The sequence below is a fragment of the Mucilaginibacter sp. PAMB04168 genome, assembly GCF_039634365.2.
Taxonomy (GTDB): Bacteria; Bacteroidota; Bacteroidia; order Sphingobacteriales; family Sphingobacteriaceae; genus Mucilaginibacter.
Genome location: NZ_CP155079.2, coordinates 3,424,172 through 3,442,224, shown reverse-complemented (window position 1 = coordinate 3,442,224; position 18,053 = coordinate 3,424,172). Strand labels below are relative to the sequence as shown.

11 protein-coding genes are annotated in these 18,053 nt (G+C 42.3%); all 11 read left to right on the top strand.

Annotated features, from left to right (window positions below; genetic code table 11):
* The first annotated feature begins 331 nt into the window (after positions 1 to 331).
* The 11 genes from ABDD94_RS14610 to ABDD94_RS14560 all read left to right on the top strand — a co-directional run bounded on the left by ABDD94_RS14610 (position 332) and on the right by ABDD94_RS14560 (position 18,052).
* Entirely contained in the window at positions 332 to 1,852 is a 1,521-nt protein-coding gene (locus ABDD94_RS14610; protein WP_345952857.1) for a glycosyl hydrolase family 28 protein, read from the top strand.
* A gap of 549 nt (positions 1,853 to 2,401) precedes the next feature.
* On the top strand, positions 2,402 to 5,707 hold the full coding sequence (locus ABDD94_RS14605; protein WP_345952856.1) for a TonB-dependent receptor: 3,306 nt from the start codon (positions 2,402 to 2,404) through the stop codon (positions 5,705 to 5,707).
* Between the two features lie 8 nt (positions 5,708 to 5,715).
* Positions 5,716 to 7,725 (top strand): RagB/SusD family nutrient uptake outer membrane protein, encoded by a 2,010-nt coding sequence (locus tag ABDD94_RS14600; RefSeq protein ID WP_345952855.1) that lies wholly within the window; start codon positions 5,716 to 5,718, stop codon positions 7,723 to 7,725.
* Between the two features lie 14 nt (positions 7,726 to 7,739).
* Positions 7,740 to 8,663 (top strand): DUF5017 domain-containing protein, encoded by a 924-nt coding sequence (locus ABDD94_RS14595; protein WP_345952854.1) that lies wholly within the window; start codon positions 7,740 to 7,742, stop codon positions 8,661 to 8,663.
* Between the two features lie 18 nt (positions 8,664 to 8,681).
* Positions 8,682 to 9,197, top strand: coding sequence for a CHRD domain-containing protein (locus ABDD94_RS14590; protein WP_345952853.1), 516 nt, complete (start codon positions 8,682 to 8,684; stop codon positions 9,195 to 9,197).
* An 862-nt stretch (positions 9,198 to 10,059) separates the two neighbouring features.
* A complete protein-coding gene (locus ABDD94_RS14585) occupies positions 10,060 to 10,803 on the top strand; it encodes an isocitrate lyase/phosphoenolpyruvate mutase family protein (RefSeq protein ID WP_345952852.1) in 744 nt (247 codons plus the stop codon).
* Position 10,804: 1 nt separating this feature from the next.
* A complete protein-coding gene (locus ABDD94_RS14580) occupies positions 10,805 to 11,425 on the top strand; it encodes a DinB family protein (protein ID WP_345952851.1) in 621 nt (206 codons plus the stop codon).
* A gap of 335 nt (positions 11,426 to 11,760) precedes the next feature.
* The gene (locus tag ABDD94_RS14575) at positions 11,761 to 11,907 is read left to right on the top strand and encodes a hypothetical protein (RefSeq protein WP_345952850.1); all 147 of its coding nucleotides are present in this window, start codon (positions 11,761 to 11,763) and stop codon (positions 11,905 to 11,907) included.
* 128 nt (positions 11,908 to 12,035) lie between these two features.
* Entirely contained in the window at positions 12,036 to 12,728 is a 693-nt protein-coding gene (locus ABDD94_RS14570; protein ID WP_345952849.1) for a GNAT family N-acetyltransferase, read from the top strand.
* Between the two features lie 206 nt (positions 12,729 to 12,934).
* Positions 12,935 to 14,302 (top strand): MFS transporter, encoded by a 1,368-nt coding sequence (locus tag ABDD94_RS14565; RefSeq protein ID WP_345952848.1) that lies wholly within the window; start codon positions 12,935 to 12,937, stop codon positions 14,300 to 14,302.
* A gap of 711 nt (positions 14,303 to 15,013) precedes the next feature.
* The gene (locus tag ABDD94_RS14560) at positions 15,014 to 18,052 is read left to right on the top strand and encodes a TonB-dependent receptor (RefSeq protein WP_345952847.1); all 3,039 of its coding nucleotides are present in this window, start codon (positions 15,014 to 15,016) and stop codon (positions 18,050 to 18,052) included.
* Position 18,053 lies beyond the last annotated feature (1 nt).

Below are 18,053 nucleotides of genomic sequence, written 5' to 3'. Positions count from 1 at the left end.
CTTATGTATTTGTAGTGCTTGCTTAATTAGTTCCTTTTTTAGAGCGGCATTATATAACAGAATCGATTTGCCAGGCGATTCTATATATCAAAGTGCTGTAATCATAAATTGTGGAAGATGGGGAATGAAATTGCCATTTTGGCCCCTTTATATGACCGCTATACCCCCCTTGGCTTTCTGATTTACCCACCAAATTAGCGAACTGAATATGCATTATGCGTTACGATCAGATTTAAGTATCCGATCATGCAATGCAGTTCAATAAGCTAAACCAATGGCTTTACCAAATTCAAAATTGTTGCTTTTGGGGAGGACTGCCACGATCATTAAGATGAAAAAAACGTTATTTTTAAACCTATGGCTGACTTTTTTTACTTCTGCAATTTGTGCGCAGGTAGTTAACTATCCCGCACCAAAGGGTAGTGCGCTCAACAATGAAAGGTATAAGGTCTCTATAAGGCAGAAAGGAGGTAGTTGGTTACCTATTCCGGTCTATATGGCTCAAGTAGCTCAAACAACCGACACTAAAACAAGTCCACAAATCAGTTCCTTTGCTTATTTCGACTTTCAGGGTGAGGTTGATGTACTCGTCCAGGTTTTGAAAGAACAGGTTAGCGAGGCTAAACTACGTCCTAACCAAGAAAATTTGCCAATTAAAGTGACAGGCAATTCCATCTTACTTAAGCTAAGTAAACCGAAAAACTTTTCGTTGGAGGTAAATGGAGATATATTCAATAATCTACACCTATTTGCAAATCCTTTAGAGCAGCAGCCAACCCAGGGTGCCAACCTAGTTTATTACGGCCCCGGATTGCATACAATTGGTGATATGGTATTAAAATCCGGCCAACGGGTTTACATTGCAGGTGGAGCAGTTGTTCAAGGTAGGTTCATTGTTTCTAACGCCGAAAATGTAAGGATCTATGGACATGGAATACTTACCCAATTGTTTAAACCCAACGCGCCTCCTGGAGCCGGAAACGGGTCAGCTACTCGGCAATACGCCAATGGAAGAGCAGATGCGATCACTGTAGAATATTCGAAAGATGTTAAAATGGAAGGTATAATTGTATTACCTCACAAGTATACAGTTCTGATGGGCCAGTCCAGTGATATTAATATCGACAATATTAAATCCTTTAGCTTTGAGGGAAACGGTGATGGTTTAGATATTTTCTGCTGCACTAACGTAAATATCAATCGCGTCTTTATGCGAAATTCGGATGACTGTATTGCCATTTATGGCCATCGCTGGAAATATTATGGCAACAGTACTAATATAACCGTTAAGAACTCTGTTCTGTGGGCCGATATGGCTCACCCGCTCCTGATTGGGACGCATGGTGATTCTGCGGATCCCGACACCTTGTCCAAAATGAAATTTGCAAATCTTGATATTCTTGACCAGCACGAAAACCAGTTAGATTACCAAGGCTGCCTGGCATTAAACGCTGGTGATGATAACTTGATAAAAGAGATTGTTTTTGACAGCATTAGGGTAGATAATATTCGTAAAGGACAGTTGATTAACCTTAGGGTAATGTTTAACAAAAAATACAATACCTCACCGGGGCGTGGAATTGAAGATGTGTTATTCAAAAACATTGTTTATAAGGGCGATAAGGCAAGTCTTTCTATTATTACGGGTTATGACGAATTACATAAAATCAAGAATATCACCTTTGAGAATCTGACAATAAACGGGAGGAACCTTTTTGACTCAATGCCACAGAAGCCATCGTATTACAAAACATCAGACCTGGGTGGAATTTTCATAGGTGAACATGTAGAGAACTATAAGTTTATTAAGAGTGACGGTGGCGCTTCCAAGGTCGTTACGTCAGGGTATTAAGTACGTGCTTAGTGTCCTTAGTAAGAAGATTATTTTGATTGATTATAATATCTAAGCTGTTTTTGAACCGCGTCCAAGCTCCATTCAGATTAGGTAAAACATGGTTAATTTCAGTTCTTAAAACAAGTTTACTAATGAGTTATCATTATGAATTGGTATCATTCCCTCGGCAACAACATGGTAAACAATTGGTTAACGTCAATAGCCAGCCAGTGACGTTCTTCAATTGCAATCATATACTTTATTTCTTTTGCTTAGTACCTTTTAATCCGACACGCCAAACTACTCGGCAGTTATCGAATACGTAAATTTACTAAATCGGTTTACGTAGTAGAGTAAAATGCGCTGATCATTTACAAAGTTCTAATTATCAGGTTATATACCTACAAACTGCTCAAGAAATAATATTAAAAGATAAAAATTATACAAAACTTATTATATCACATTACTTAACCGATTTAGTTAGTAATTTTGGGCAGTTAACCTAAATTTAAAGTCGATCTCAAATCCACTTAAAGAATAATTCCAATTAATCCTAACCACACATTGATGAAACAAAGTTCTACTTTTGCTTTAACCAGTCGCATCTTTATTTCTACCCCGGTCACGTGGCAAATACTATTGTTAGTCTGTGCTTTCATCGTCATTTGCTCGCCCGCTTTTTCGCAAGCTATCATTATTAAAGGTACCGTTTCTGACGAGACGGGTACAATGGCTGGTGTGACCGTTACCCTGAAAACAACCCGAACCGCCACTCGTACAGATGCTAAAGGCAATTATTCTATCTCTGCTCCAAATAGGAATGCAGTGCTGGTATTCACGTTTGTGGGGTATGAAAATAGGGAGATACCCATTGGATCCAACAATTCGATAGACGTTATCATGAAATCAAGTGCTAATGACCTCAATGATGTGGTTGTTATTGGTTATGGAACGTCAAAAAAAAGGGACCTAACAGGTTCTGTGGGTTCCGTAAACATGAAAGATATTCAAAAAGCTGCCGTGACTTCAGTTGACGGAGCGTTGGCAGGGCGCATTGCAGGTGTACAGGTCACATCAAATGATGGCCAACCGGGCGCTAATGCAGAGATACTTGTACGGGGAGTGGGTTCGGTGTCGCAATCCTCGGCTCCGCTTTACGTAATTGATGGTTTTCCTCAGGAAGATGCCAACTTCAATTCCATCAATCCGGCTGATATCGCCTCCATCGATGTTTTAAAAGATGCCTCTGCTACAGCAATTTATGGTGCCCGCGGTTCTAATGGAGTTATTTTAATTACGACTAAAAAAGGCACCTCTGGCATCCCGCAACTAACATTTTCTACCAATAGTGGATTTCAAAAATCTATTAATAATGTGAAGCTGATGGATGCATATGAGTTTGTAAAACTTCAGAATGATATTAACCCTTATTTCACCAGCTATGTATACTTCCGCAATGGAAAAACGCTGGACAGTTACAAAAATGCTCAAACCATAAACTGGCAGGATATCATGTTCAATAAGCTGCCTGCATTCCAAAATCATAACGTGTCTCTTACCGGAAGATCAGGTAAAACGTCTTACGCTGTTTCTGCCTCCTATGCCGACCAGGCTGGTTTGATCATTAAAAGTGGTTTCAAGCGTTATCAGGCGCGGATTGTTCTTGATCAGGAAATTAATGATAAGCTGAAGATTGGTATCAATACCAACTACGCCGATACCAAATCTTATGGATCCATTCCTTCGGTTCAAGCCAATCCAACAGGAAACGGGCAAAACTTGGCCGCATTCAACCTCATGTATAACATTTGGAGCTACCGCCCGGTACTGAGTTCGGGCCTGTTTGATGAAAACTTTATTTACAATGACTTGGTCGATAATAACGAGGATGGCGGCCTGCCTGGTGGCAACTCATCCATTAATCCTTACATTAACACAAGCAATGTGATTAATGACCGCTTAGCTAACACGCTAACCGGTAACTCTTATCTTGAATATAAGATTATTCCTGGCTTGCAGCTTCGTGTAACTGCCGGAATTAATTTAACGAACTCACTTACCAACACCTTTTACAATTCCCGAACACAGTCCGGCAGCCCGTTAACAGCTGCCGGTGCTGCTTTCGGGGTTAACGGCAGCACATCTGCAGGGAAGTCAATTAGTTTTATTAATGAGAATACACTTTCTTACTCCAAAAATTTTAATCAAAATAATATCCTTTCGGCATTAATAGGTTATAGCTCGCAAACCAGTAAGAACAGCGGTAACGGCTTTTCTGCAACAAATTTACCGAACGAATCGTTGGGGATTAACGGGCTGGGACAGGGCACCCCCTACAGAGTGAGTTCTTCTTCTTCCCTGAGTGCGTTACAATCCTACTATGGAAGATTAAATTACACATACCGCAAAAACTACTTGTTCACTGCCAACTTCAGAGCCGACGGATCTTCCAAATTTTACAAGGATAACAGATGGGGGTATTTCCCTTCAGGTGCTTTAGCCTGGCGTTTCAGTGGTGAGAATTTCATGAAAAAGTACTCGTTCATTGACGATGCCAAGATTCGTTTTAGTTATGGTGTGATCGGCAACAACCGGGTAGCTGATTTTGCTTACCTATCCCAAATTAATACAGGCAGCAACATTTACTATTCTTATAACGATCAGAATGTTTATGGCTCAACCGTACAGACAATGTCTAACTATAATTTGAAATGGGAAACTACGTATGAATCAGACCTGGGCATTAATTTTTCATTGTTTAAAGGTCGATTGAACTTTGAGACCGATTATTATAAACGTATCACCAAAAATCTTCTTTTGAGTGCTGCAATGCCTTACAGTACAGGGTTTACAACGGCTTTTCAAAATGTGGGCAGCGTAAGTAACGAAGGTCTTGAATTTACGCTGGCAACCGTAAACATCAGTAAAAAGAATTTTACCTGGAGTAGTAGCTTTAATATTTCATTTAACAGGAACAGGGTACTGGAGTTAACGGGAGGAGAGGAATCGAGGTTAACAACAAGGAGCTTTGAGTCTGCCATGACGACGCCCAATTATATTGCAAAAATTGGCCGGCCCGTGGCGCAGTTCTACGGCTATGTTGCTGACGGTTTATACCAACTGAACGACTTTTACAAGATTCCGAACGGAACAGCCGGATTTTATTACGTGCTCAAAGAAGGCATTCCTTATTACGCCGGCAAAAATACACTGGCAAGCCCACAAACAAATCAGTCATTGGTTGTTCAACCAGGCGATCCTAAATACAAAGACATAAACGGAGACGGATTGATCAACGGTGATGATTACACGGTAATTGGTAATCCTTATCCGCTACACTACGGCGGCTTTTCTAACAACTTCTCCTACAAAAATTTTGACTTGAACGTATTCCTTCAATGGTCATATGGAAACCAGGTGATGAACGCCAATAAACTTAAGTTTGAAGGGAATACCAACGCACCCCAATCCGGAAATTCTCCAACAACAAACTTAGGTAGCGTAAATGTCAATCAGTTCGCTTCCTATGTTAACAGATGGACACCGACTAACCCGACCAATGAATACCCGCGCGCAAACGCGAATACTGGCGGACTGAGACAATATTCGACCCGCATCATTGAAGACGCTTCTTACTTACGTCTGAAAACCGTTTCAATCGGTTATAATTTACCTAGGAAAATGCTTTCGCGCTTGCATATCAACAATCTTCGGTTTTCTCTGTCGGGACAAAATTTGCTAACGTTTACCAAATATAGCGGACCTGATCCGGAGGTCAGCACGAATGCCGGCAACAACTTAGCCCCTGGATTCGATTTCTCTCCATATCCAAGAACGCGAGTATTAACCTTTGGCGCTAACCTAACCTTATAAGACCCATAATGAAAAAGATACTCATATACATAATGATCATATTGCCTTTTACATCATGTAAAAAGGTGCTTGACACAGTACCTACAGGGGCATTGGTACCTCAGACTTCTTATTCTTCCGAAGCGCAGGTTAGGGCTGCTTTGGCAGGGCTGTATTTTAACTTAAGAGCCAGTACATTGTATGGCTCATTTTATGCAACCCGCCTTACACTGGGTACCGACGAAACTTATTTTTATAATCTTAACTACGGTTACAATAACTACAGCTATACGATTGTCCCTTCTACTGATGGTGATATAGGCACGTTTTGGCGACTTTGCTACCAATCAATCAATTATTGCAACAGTTTGTTAGACAACATAGATGTGTCCGCTGCATCGGGAACAGTAAGCGCCGCTACCGTAAGAAAGGCAAAAGGAGAAGCCTTGTTTTTGCGAGGTTATTATTACTTCCTGCTTGCACAGTGGTACGGGGATGTGCCCCTCATGGTTCATGCTACCCAGGATCCCTCGGAAGGGCAAATTGAACGTACGCCTGTAAAGTTGGTTTATGACCAGATCATTAGCGATATGACTGCAGCAGAAGGAATGCTTACCGATCAAACATTCGCTTCTATAGGCTATTCAGAAAAAATTTCCGTCACCGCAGTTGAAGGAATACTTGCACGTGTGTGCCTTTATGCTGCTGGAAATCCGGTGAACGATACCAAACGTTTTGCTGATGCAAAAAAGTGGGCGGCAAAAGTGATCGAATCAAGGCAGCATACCTTACTTTCTTCCTATCAGCAGGTCTTTCTTGATGAGATTCAAAATCGCTATAACCAGGAAAATATCTGGGAAATTGGGTTCAATCAAAATGCTACCGGAGCGGTTTCAGCAGGAGGGCAGTTCAATGTGTTCATGAACATTGGCAAATCTACCGGGAGCGGCTCACCTGTTGTTTATGATGGCTATAGTTACGGTTACGTAAGGGCATACCCTCGCTTATATGTTTCCTACCAGCCGGGCGACCTGAGAAGAGATTGGAATTTATCAAGTTATGGTTGGGCCGGTTTAAACAAAACTTACTATACGTCCAATCAGATTTGGTCAAGGCAGATTAGTAAATGGAACAGGGAGTACGAACCAGACGTTAGCCGTTTAACGCAGACAACATCTCAGGTGAATTTCCCTATGTTGCGTTATTCGGATGTGCTGCTAATGTATGCCGAAGCTGAGAATGAGCTTAACGGGCCAACCGCAGAAGCCTACAACGCCATCAATCAGGTACGCAGAAGGGCATACAGTAAAACCCCTATAATATATAACTTTACCATCACTAACGCAGGCTCTGGCTATACAACTGCTCCGGCGGTTAATTTTTCCACAGGTAATGCTACTGCAGTAAGCACCTTAACCTCGGGCGCTGTAAGCCTGATTTCGGTAACTAATGCCGGTAGCGGTTATATTACAGCACCTACCGTCATAATTGGTACGCCTTGGGCAGCAAATACAAACTATGCACTCAACACTCAAGTAACCAATGCCGGAAAACTGTATACAGTAACCAAAGCCGGCGTTTCAACTGCAACTCCACCCGCACAAGCTTCGGGCGCATCTAACCCCGCAACAACCGGTGCCACATTCACTTATGCCGGAGTGCAGGCTACTGCGACCGCAAATTTAACCACAGTAACCACCGGTGATTTGACGCAGGGTCTGAGTAAAGACGATTTTCGCATAGCTGTTCAAAACGAACGCTACCTTGAACTGGCATTTGAAGCACTGCGTAAGTCTGACCTTAAGCGCTGGGGAATATTTGTACCAACGGTTCAGAGCTTGTTGGTGGATATAGCAGGATCGTCAAACCCAAAATGGAATATGCCAATACCGCCAATGGCTACTGAAATTACAGCTGCCGATGTTATTGGTGCTGCAGCCGCTCCCGGTACTAACATAGGCTCCAAAGATATTTTATGGCCGATTCCTCAAAATGAAATTCTACTTAACAAAAAGATAAAACAGAATCCAGGTTATTAATTCACTTCTTGAACATGAAAAGATACTTAATAATGCCTGCTTTATTACTAGCGCTATCTGCATGCAATAAGGTAAAAGTAACTCCCCCTTCGGACTTTGATGTAAAGGCTTCGAAAATAAATATGACAACTAAAGACACCGTGTATTTCTCTTTCAGCGGAAACCCGGATTATATTACCTTTTACTCGGGTGAACCCAACCATCGTTATGAGAACAGGGAACGCCTTAGTGCCGCTCCAGACTCCGTAATCCTGAATTTTTCCACATCAACAACTGCGCCTAGCGCAACTACACAGCCTGCCTCTCTTAATAATTTTGCGGTGCTTGTGTCTAAAGATTTTAATGGCGGAAGTGATATCGTAAGTCTTCAAAAAGCAACCTGGACGGATATATCCTCCCGTGCGAAATTGGCAACCACAACAACAGCCGTTGCCTCGGGGAATGTCCATCTGGAGGATCAGTTGAATGGCTCGTTGCCGATTTATGTAGCCTTTCGGTATTTAGCCGATATGTCAACTGTAAATGCTGTGTCGCGTAAATGGACAGTGGGTCCAACACCCGCATTGACGATACGAAGCTTTTTTAAAGATACCGTTAATACAATGGCAAGTAACGTTAACAGTGCGGGACTGAATAATATCATTTCGGTTGCTAACATTGATAATTCCTGGAATTTTGCCAATAATTCGCTGACATTCAACGCTCCTGCAATCGGCAGTGCAAAAGATGAAGACTGGGCAATTTCCCGACCACTTGTGTTGAACACCATTCCATCAGATTATGGACAGATTTTGAAAAACGCTACTGTAAAACCGACGGACTTTAGGTATATATTTAAAAAGCCGGGTACTTACAAGGTGACTTTCGTAGCCAAAAATCAGGATAGCGAAAACAGTGCAGAAGTTATTAAGGAATTCACATTTACGATTACCAACTAAAATCAATCTATTCAACTCATGAAAATTTGTTTGAAGAATGCCTTGTACGTCATAACCTGCCTTGGCAGCTTAAGCTTCTATTCTTGTAAAAAGTTTGACGACAGCAGGCCAAATGATCTTGGAAAGCTTGTTTTTGCGGGTACCGGTAACGCTGCGCAGTTAACACCGCCCGGAACTTCAACCGGCACAGCAACGTTTTCCGGTGTTTATGATGCTAACCAAAAGGTTTTTAATTACAAGCTAAACTGGAAAAATTTGGACACTACAGTTGTTACTGCCCGTTTTTATGGACCAAACGCAGTTGGACAGGAAAACGTTCAACTTAGGGATATCTTTGTTAGTACCACAACAGCGAACAATCGTCCGAAGACCGATAGCCTGACAAGTGCCTTTTTTTCTTTAAACGCACTATCTGATAAAGAAGCGAATGACCTTAAAGACGGGAAGTGGTCCTTTTTGATTACCACACCAACCTCACCGAATGGTGTTTTGAAAGGAAAGATTACATATGTTCGAACTTACTTTGATGAGTAAGTAATTTCGATGAACAAATTGAAATGAGAAATAAACGTTTACAACAAATGACGAACTGACAAATCCGTCATTTTCCTGTTTTATGGAAAGGTAATCGGTGAGTGAAATTCTGTAGTAGGCCAGCATTAAATATTCGATACCAGCTCTGTAGGAAGCTCTTGCTGTTCAACTTAAATAGTACAACAACAGAGGGAAACAGGTCACGTAAAAAAGCGATACAATAAACTTACCTGCTGTTGCCGCAGTGTCAGGTAGCCGGCTGCCATGAAAACGGTTTGCCACCCTAGTGGAATGTCCCCTCGTAGCGGTGGTGGGGATTCATTAGTTCGATCAATAAAAGCACTTTTTCCAGTTCACCTGTTTGACCGGCAAAGCACCTATTGTTCAAGAAATTGTCTGTCCTACTTATTTATGCCAAGCATTTGCTTGTCAAATGAACCAAGCTTACAGTAAACGATTCGTTTAGCAGCCGGAAGTTATGCCCTCCAAGTGTCACCTGGCAACTTAATTACTTCGTTGTTCATAGCGGTTGAGCCTTCGTAATGGTTTGGCGAACAATGATAACAAGATAGGTTCTCTTGGTTTGCGAGATACCTTGATGCGGTCACTTCTTTAGGAGCACTTGGTGAAATGAACTGTTTTTGATACCAACCCGCTCAATTTTAAACTTGTTAGCCGTAGCTATGGCCCGGCCGAATACGCTATAGGCGACCATAATGCTGCTTAAATCATTTAGCCAGTGATTAGCGGGCGTACTTTCGTATTTTATGGCGTAAGATAAGCGCACGTATTGTCTAAATCAACCCCTTAAGATGTCTAAATAGCGCCCTGCCAGTACGCGATTATTACAATAGCTTTGATCATGACTTCATACCAAACCTTTTATCAGTTACATTACCAATCGAACCCGTTTTTATTGGCTAACGCCTGGAATGCTAAAAGTGCTCAACTAATCGAAGCTACCGGTTTTCCGGCCATCGGCACCTCCAGCGGCGCTATTGCAGATTCATTAGGATACGCAGATGGCGAAAAGATTCCTTTTAAGGAATTGCTCTACATCATTCAAAGAATAAAAGCCGCTACAACTATACCTTTATCCGTTGACTTTGAAAGGGGATATACGAACGACCTTTCTGTTATCAATGATCATATTCAACAACTGCTCGATCTTGGAGTTGCGGGCATCAATTTAGAAGATGCTGAAGGTGAATCCGTGTATTTGCGGAAGTTGGAAAGTATAAAAAATTACCTGGCAAGAACCGGCCAGCAACTTTTTATAAACGCCCGCACCGATGCTTTTCTACAAAAATTGCCAGAACCCTTTGAAACCGTTATCCGCAGGGCGAAGCTTTACAGAGATGCGGGTGCGGACGGTCTTTTCGTAACCGGCATTGGTGATCCTGCGGTAATCTCGGCAATCACCTCGGCAGTATCCTTACCGGTTAATATCGTAGGCGGCCCAAACCTGGCTACTGTTGAATCGTTGGCAAAAGCCGGTATAAAAAGAATTAGTATGGCGGTTTTCGTTTACCGGGCAACCTATCAAAATTTGGAAAAAGCAATTAAATCCGTTAATACCTCTCAAACCTTAATACCTTTATTTTAAGATGAAACACCTCCTGATTACCACATTTTTAAGCCTTGCAGTATACCAAGGCCTGGCACAACAAAAAACAACAAATATGCTTACCTCACCAGAACGATCAAAGGCAGTCCAGTTATTACAGCAAACTGAAGCCGGCGTCTTTGCAGCCGTAAAAGGCTTAAGCGAAGCGCAACTTAACTTTAAACCGGCGGCCGACAAATGGAGCGTGGCCGAATGTATCAAACATATTGCAGCCGCTGAAAAGGAACTTTGGGCCATGGCAGAACCTGCCTTATCTCAACCGGCGAATCCGGAAAAAAGAACCGAGATCAGGTTCAGCGATGATGACCTGGTCAAAGCGGTGGAAGATCGTAGCCGTAGATCTAAAACTTTTACAGCACTGGAGCCTGCAAATTCACCCTATCAAACAGTAGCCGAAGCCTTAACTGCTTTTAAAGCCGGGCGTGAAAAACTGATTGCCCTGGTTAAAGAATCGAAAGCTGATTTGCGCAACCATATTGTGGTTTTACCTGTTGGTACTTATGATAGCTATCAGTTTATCCTGCTCATCGCGGCACACAGCAACCGGCATACGCAGCAAATAGACGAAGTTAAAGCCACCCTGAATTACCCGAAGCACTGATATGCAGATAACAGTAGGATGGAATGTATTTTAAGGGTTGCGTAAACTTGTCAAAGGCTTATGCTTGCTGGAGCGCGAATGGTGACAAGTGATGAGCTTCCATTTGTTATTACGCTTGTATGGCTAAAAATGTACTATTCCGTTCGGGTTTAGGTTCCATTGGTTTAACCGGTGACATAAGTCTTAAAGTCTTTTTATTTATATTATTTTAGTTGTACTCGCAATCTAAAAATGATAGTTAGTTACTTGTAAGTGCAAGTTACTAACTGTCATTTTTTTATGAAGGAAATAAAGTCGCGTTCTGATGGACCGCCGAGTTTAAACGCTCGACTTCTTTGGCGACAAACGGACAATTGATTATTTTGCGCGACATGATCATGGACGGGCAATCGACCTGCGGCAAATTTCTAAACTCTGCAGAGAAGATCGCAACCCATATCTTGGCCGACCGGTTAGGTTTGCTGGAAATAGTGGTTACGTGATCGCAACACCACCCAACAGCACTGAAGCAGGATCTGGTTGGGGGTATGCGTAATGACCGGACAAATACGGTACAAATATTCAGACAAAACTCCGGAATAACACAGGACAGATTTAGTAAAGAGAGCACATGTTAATAGAACAATTGGATAACCCTGTTTGGGCAGCTTTAACGTCGGGCAACGTGAATTTGGCTATAGGCAACCATATAGCTAGATATTATGCACCGGGAGTTTCGGCCTTCGCCGCTGTTGCAGAAAATAACTTTACACATTTCAAGGCGTTAATGGACCTTAAACCCTGGAGTGAAACCATTGCCGTTTTTACAACCGATAAAAATCTAAATGCACATCCCTGGACCATTGTTAACCGGATAGATGGATACCAAATGATGTATGAAGGCGCAACACCTGAAGAACAGCGGCAAATAACAATTACTAAATTAAGTGACGAAGACGTTCCTGCAATGTTAGAACTGACCAAATTGAGTCCGCCCGGACCCTTCATGGAAAAAACGATCAGGTTTGGTGGCTATGAAGGCATCTTTGAGGATAAACAACTGGTTGCTATGGCCGGTCATCGCTTTCATTGCGGGCCTTATGTCGAAATCAGTGCTGTTTGCACACATCCTGTTCATACCGGCAAAGGGTATGCACGAGCGCTTATTAACAGTCATATCCGCCAATTACGCGCCGCCGGTAAGATCCCATACTTACACGTTAGAGCAGATAACACCCGTGCCATTAACCTCTATCAGGCCTTAGGTTTCGTTGTCCGAACAGAGATGATCATCTATGTGCTAACCGGTTCAGATATAATATAAGGGCCGTTATAGTTATCGTTTAGTAACCAAGATTCTAAATTAGGAAATGAAGGGCTCACTTGTAAATTTTTCAATCACAAATTCGTAATTAGCTACCGCCAGCAGTGATAACAAACAACAAAAGGTATTCCACACTGCATAAAATGGCCAGCCTATATACTTAATGAAGTTTGTTTACTTTTGCGGCGTATTAGCATACCGTTAAATTGAGTACAGTAAAACAAACCAGTTTCGTACAGGTGGTTACCATAACCAGCTTAGCCTTTGTGGTTGCGCAACTGGATGTATCTATAGTTAATCTTGCTTTACCTCAAATAGCGCAGTCTTACCAGGCAGGTATAAGCACCTTGCAATGGGTGGTTGATGCGTACACCCTGGCTTTTGCGGTACTCATGTTGTCAGCAGGTAGCTTAAGTGACCGCTTGGGTGCCTTACGGATTTTCCAAATCGGTATTGTAATTTTTGGGATCGCTTCTGCGGGCTGTGGGTTAGCGGGTAATTCATTTAGCCTGGTCATTTTCCGAATCTTGCAAGGCATAGGGGCTGCAACCATGATCCCAAGTTCGCTGTCATTACTAAACCAGGCCTTTGCACACGAACCTGCTACACGTGCACGGGCAGTAGGGCTCTGGACAGCTGCCGGCAGCTCGGCGTTGGCTGCTGGTCCGCTTATTGGAGGAGTTTTAATCCACATTAGTAACTGGCGGTTTATTTTTTACGTGAATATTCCTTTCTGTATAGCGGCTTTTGTTTTGAGTTTTAAGCTCCTTAAAGGCGCCATTTCAACTGCTGCTAAAAAGTTTGATACCGCCGGACAGTTAATATGGATGCTGGCAGCTACTTTACTAATAGCCGCAATTATAGAGTGGCACCAGCTCGGATTGAAAAATCCTTTGATTTGGGGAGGGTTATTGTTAAGCCTTAGCTTTTTCGTTTTATTTTTAGCAATTGAAAAGCGGATATCGTATCCAATATTACCCTTACATCTATTTAATTCCTCGCGCTTTAATGTGCTGCTTTTGTTAGGAGGGGTGCTTAATGGCACTTATTATGGCAGCGTGTTTGTGCTTAGCCTTTACCTGCAAAACGTTCTACATTATCCATCCATGACGGCGGGGCTTGCTTTTGTTCCATTGACGGTAGGCTTTGTAATCACTAATTTGCTGAGTGGAAGGGTGATTAACCGGTTTGGTATCGGCGCCTCCATCATAGCTGGGCTTGCGCTCTTCGCCGTCGGCTTTGCCGGCTTGTTCCTGGCTAAAGCAAATACCCCGTATTGGCAGCTTTTCTTTCCTTTTTTAATTATGCCGGTAGGTATGGGAATGGCTGTGCCTGCCATGATCACCGGTATTTTAGCCAGTGTAGAAAAATCATTATCGGGCACGGCTTCAGCTGTGCTAAATACTGTTAGGCAAACCGGTGGAGCTATTGGTGTTGCCGCGTTTGGCGCATTGGCAGCAGGTGGTTCGGAATCTATCCTTTCTGCTATACCATTAATTGCTTGTGTAGCTATCTTGCTAATTACGTTAACAACTATCTTAACTATTAAATATGTTAGGGTGAAAGGTAGTTAAGTATAATGTTAAACTATAGTTATACTAAGGAATACGTCCAGCATATAAGCTATAAAGCTTTTTTGCTCCCGTCAATCTTAAAAATACTCGCTTCTCTCATTAAACAGTTGCTTGTTTGCGTTGTAATCAGTGGAACAAAAAATTAAGTATCATCAGAATATTTCCAAAACGCAGTGCTAATAATACGCTTTAGTATAATTTAAAACCGCCATAACAGCTGAAAGCGTGCCCTTTTTATTTCAACCTGGTCAATTTTCAACCAGATGCTGAATTTTTCTGCTTCTTTTCCTTAGTAGCCTTAATGCATCTTATGGCACATTTCTATCTTCAAATCTTAAGTTGTACCTCAATATCATTCTAAGTTGCTGTTTGAGCAAAAATCTGTGGGGGTTTCGATTTCTTGTGCAATGTTTGGCGGTACGCAAGTGTCTACAACAGTCTTTAAGCAATAAATGACTTACCGTGAAGAGCTAAAAATTGAAAATTATTTGTATTAAACTTTAACCGTATTAGCATTTTAAACTGCTTTCATGAACGCTTCTTGAAATCAGCTAGTTATGCAGTTCCATTTAGGTGCATTAACCGTATTGTTTTAATTATAAACACCTAATTATCAATTATTTGCAAATAAAATTCCTTGTATTTTTCTTCTCTTTTCACATATCTTTAACCCGCCGGTTCCAACTGGTAATATCAAACCAATTTAACTTTATGAGAAAAATTCTACTTAAAAGAGTTTTGCAAAAAATTTCTTTGACCTTGGTATGGCTCGCTGTCATACATAGGGGCGAAGTATTGGCCAATGCACCAAACTACTTGCACAATGGTGACGAAATATTAACCAGCCATCAGCAAGCTAACCAATCGCCAGTTACAGGCACAGTGACCGACATTGCCGGAAAGCCTTTAATTGATGTTAACGTTCAAGTTAAATCTAAAAACATTTCAACCCAAACAGATTTGGACGGCAAGTTCAGTATTAATGCCAACGCAGGTGATGTGCTGATTTTTAGTGTAGTTTCTTACCAAAAGAAAGAAGTGGCAGTCGAATTAGGCAAAACTATTCAGGTCACGCTTCAGGAAGCGGTTACAGACTTACCTAAGGTATTTAATTCATTGTACGTGCCTCAAAAACGTACAACCAATACAGCAGCTATTGGAGAAGTTAGAAGTGAGGAACTCACTAAAACAGTTTCGACTTACATTAATGGCACAATCGCAGGCCGCCTTGCCGGCTTACAGGCCTTTCAGGGTAGTGGCGAACCTGGCGCCGACAATTATACAGTAACCCTTCGTGGGCAGGCGCCGCTTTTTATGCTGGATGGGGTACCGCAAAGTTTTTCATCTATCAATCCTGAACAAATTGAATCCGTAACTGTGCTTAAAGACGCTGTGTCAACAGCCATGTTAGGCATGCGGTCATCAGGTGGTGTAATACAACTCACTACAAAAAAGGGAGCCGAAGGTGCACAGCGAATTTCGTTTACTGCGCTGTCAGGTCTGCAATCTCCGCTCAACCTGCCCAACTTTTTAAACGCCTATGATTACTCCCGTTTATACAATGAAGCATTGGCTAATGACGGCAAAGCTCCGGCCTATACACAGGCCGATTTAGATGCGTACCGCAATCATACAGACCCGATCGGGCATCCGGATGTAGACTGGCAAAAGGAGATACTGAAAAGCAAATCGCCTTACAACCGTTTTGATCTGGCTATTTCAGGAGGACGAAAGGTTGCGCGGTACTTCGTAGATCTTGATTATCTGAACCAGCAAGGCTTAATCAAAACGGCTGATTTCAATACTTACAATACAGGAGTAGGTTATAAACGATACATCTTTCGCTCCAATGTAGATGTTGATTTGAGTAAGGATGTGAGTACTTACCTTAATGTTTTTACGCGCATCCAAAATCAGGACCAGCCCGGAAATTCAGCGTCTAACATATTCTCAAGTTTCCGTGCAACGCCTAATAACGCTTACCCTGTATTAAACGATAATGGGACTTTAGGTGGCAACCGTGATTATACCAATAATATCTACGGGCAAACCGTTTACTCGGGCTACCAGCCGCAGTACTTCCGCGATTTTAGGGTAGACCTAGGGCTAAAAGCCAAACTGGATAAGATACTGCCTGGCTTATGGGTTGCCGGGCGCGGATCCATTAACGCCTACCTGGCCGAAACCATTACCCGTACCAAGGCTTTTGCTACGTATCAACAAAATGCCAATGCCCAGGGAGCGGCGGGTTATCAGCAGTTTAGTAATCCAAGTACTATGTCAAATGCCATTGAGATCACTGCGCAGAACACCCGTTTTTATACCGAGCTATCATCCGGATGGTCTAAAAAGATTGGTGATCATGAACTGCAGGCGCTGCTGTTGGGTAACATCGATAATGTGACAGAAAATTCCCAGCTGCCCTCTTATGTTCAAGGCATTTCGGGCAAGTTATCATATAATTATCAGGAAAAATATCTGTTGGATGTGGCTTTAGCCTATAACGGTTCGCTTGCATATCCAAAAAATAACCGTTATGGTTTCTTCCCGGCTATTGGTTTAGGGTGGAATATTAAGCAGGAGGATTTTCTTAAAAATACAGCCAGTTGGCTTAATATCTTAAAGCTACGAGCCAGTTACGGCAAAACGGGCAACAACAACGCCGGGTATTTTGAGTATAACAAGTACTATGCTTCAGGAACCGGGTATAACTTTGGTGAAGCAGTAACCCCGGTAAGCGGAGTACAGGAAGGAGCTTTAAACAACCCTAACCTAACTTGGGAAAAAGCCCTAAAGTTTAACGGTGGTGTTGATGCCAGTATGTTTGAAAACAAACTGTCTATTAGTGCCGACTACTTTATTGATAGCTATTATGACCTTTTACAGTCGATTGGCACTAATGCTCAGGTTTTAGGTAACGCTTACCCAAGGGTAAATATCGGCAAACAGCGTTACTCAGGTTTGGAGTTACAGCTAACCTACAGTAATAAAATAGGAAAGTTCGGCTATTTTATTTCGCCAAACATTTCAACTCTCAAAAGTAAAGTTACCTATCAGGACGAAGTTCAGCGGAAGTATAGCTGGATGCAGCGCACAGGCATGCCTGTAAACCAGGCGTTCGGCTATCAGGCCGACGGCCTTTACCAATCTGCTCAGGAAATAGCTTCAAGCGCAGTGCCTGTGGGCATCACACCACAACCGGGCGATATCAAGTTCCGTGACCTGAACCAGGATGGCACTATTGATGAAAATGATATCACTGCTATTGGGGGCACCAAACCTTTGCTGTACGGCGGATTGAACCTGGGTGCAAATTGGAAGGGATTTGATTTTTCGGCATTGGTGCAGGGTGTAGCTAACCGCATGGTTTACCTGTCAGGAAATTCGTACTGGGAATTCCAAGGTAGTGGTAAGGAGCAGGCTTATGAGCATCATCTTAACCGGTGGACACCTGCTACAGCAGCTACTGCTACCTATCCGCGTCTTTCTATCGGTCGTAACCTTAACAATCAGCAGTTTTCATCGTACTGGTACAAACCAGCTAATTATCTGCGCCTACGTTCTATTGAGTTAGGTTATACCTTGCCAGTTTCTATCATAAAAAAGATAAGGCTAACCCGGGCAAGAATCTTTGTGAATGGGTACAATTTATTCACTACTACGCAACTCAACGGTTTGGATCCCGAAAGCTACACAGGCGGGTATCCCGTACAGAAACTTATTACCGCTGGCGTTAACATCAATTTATAAT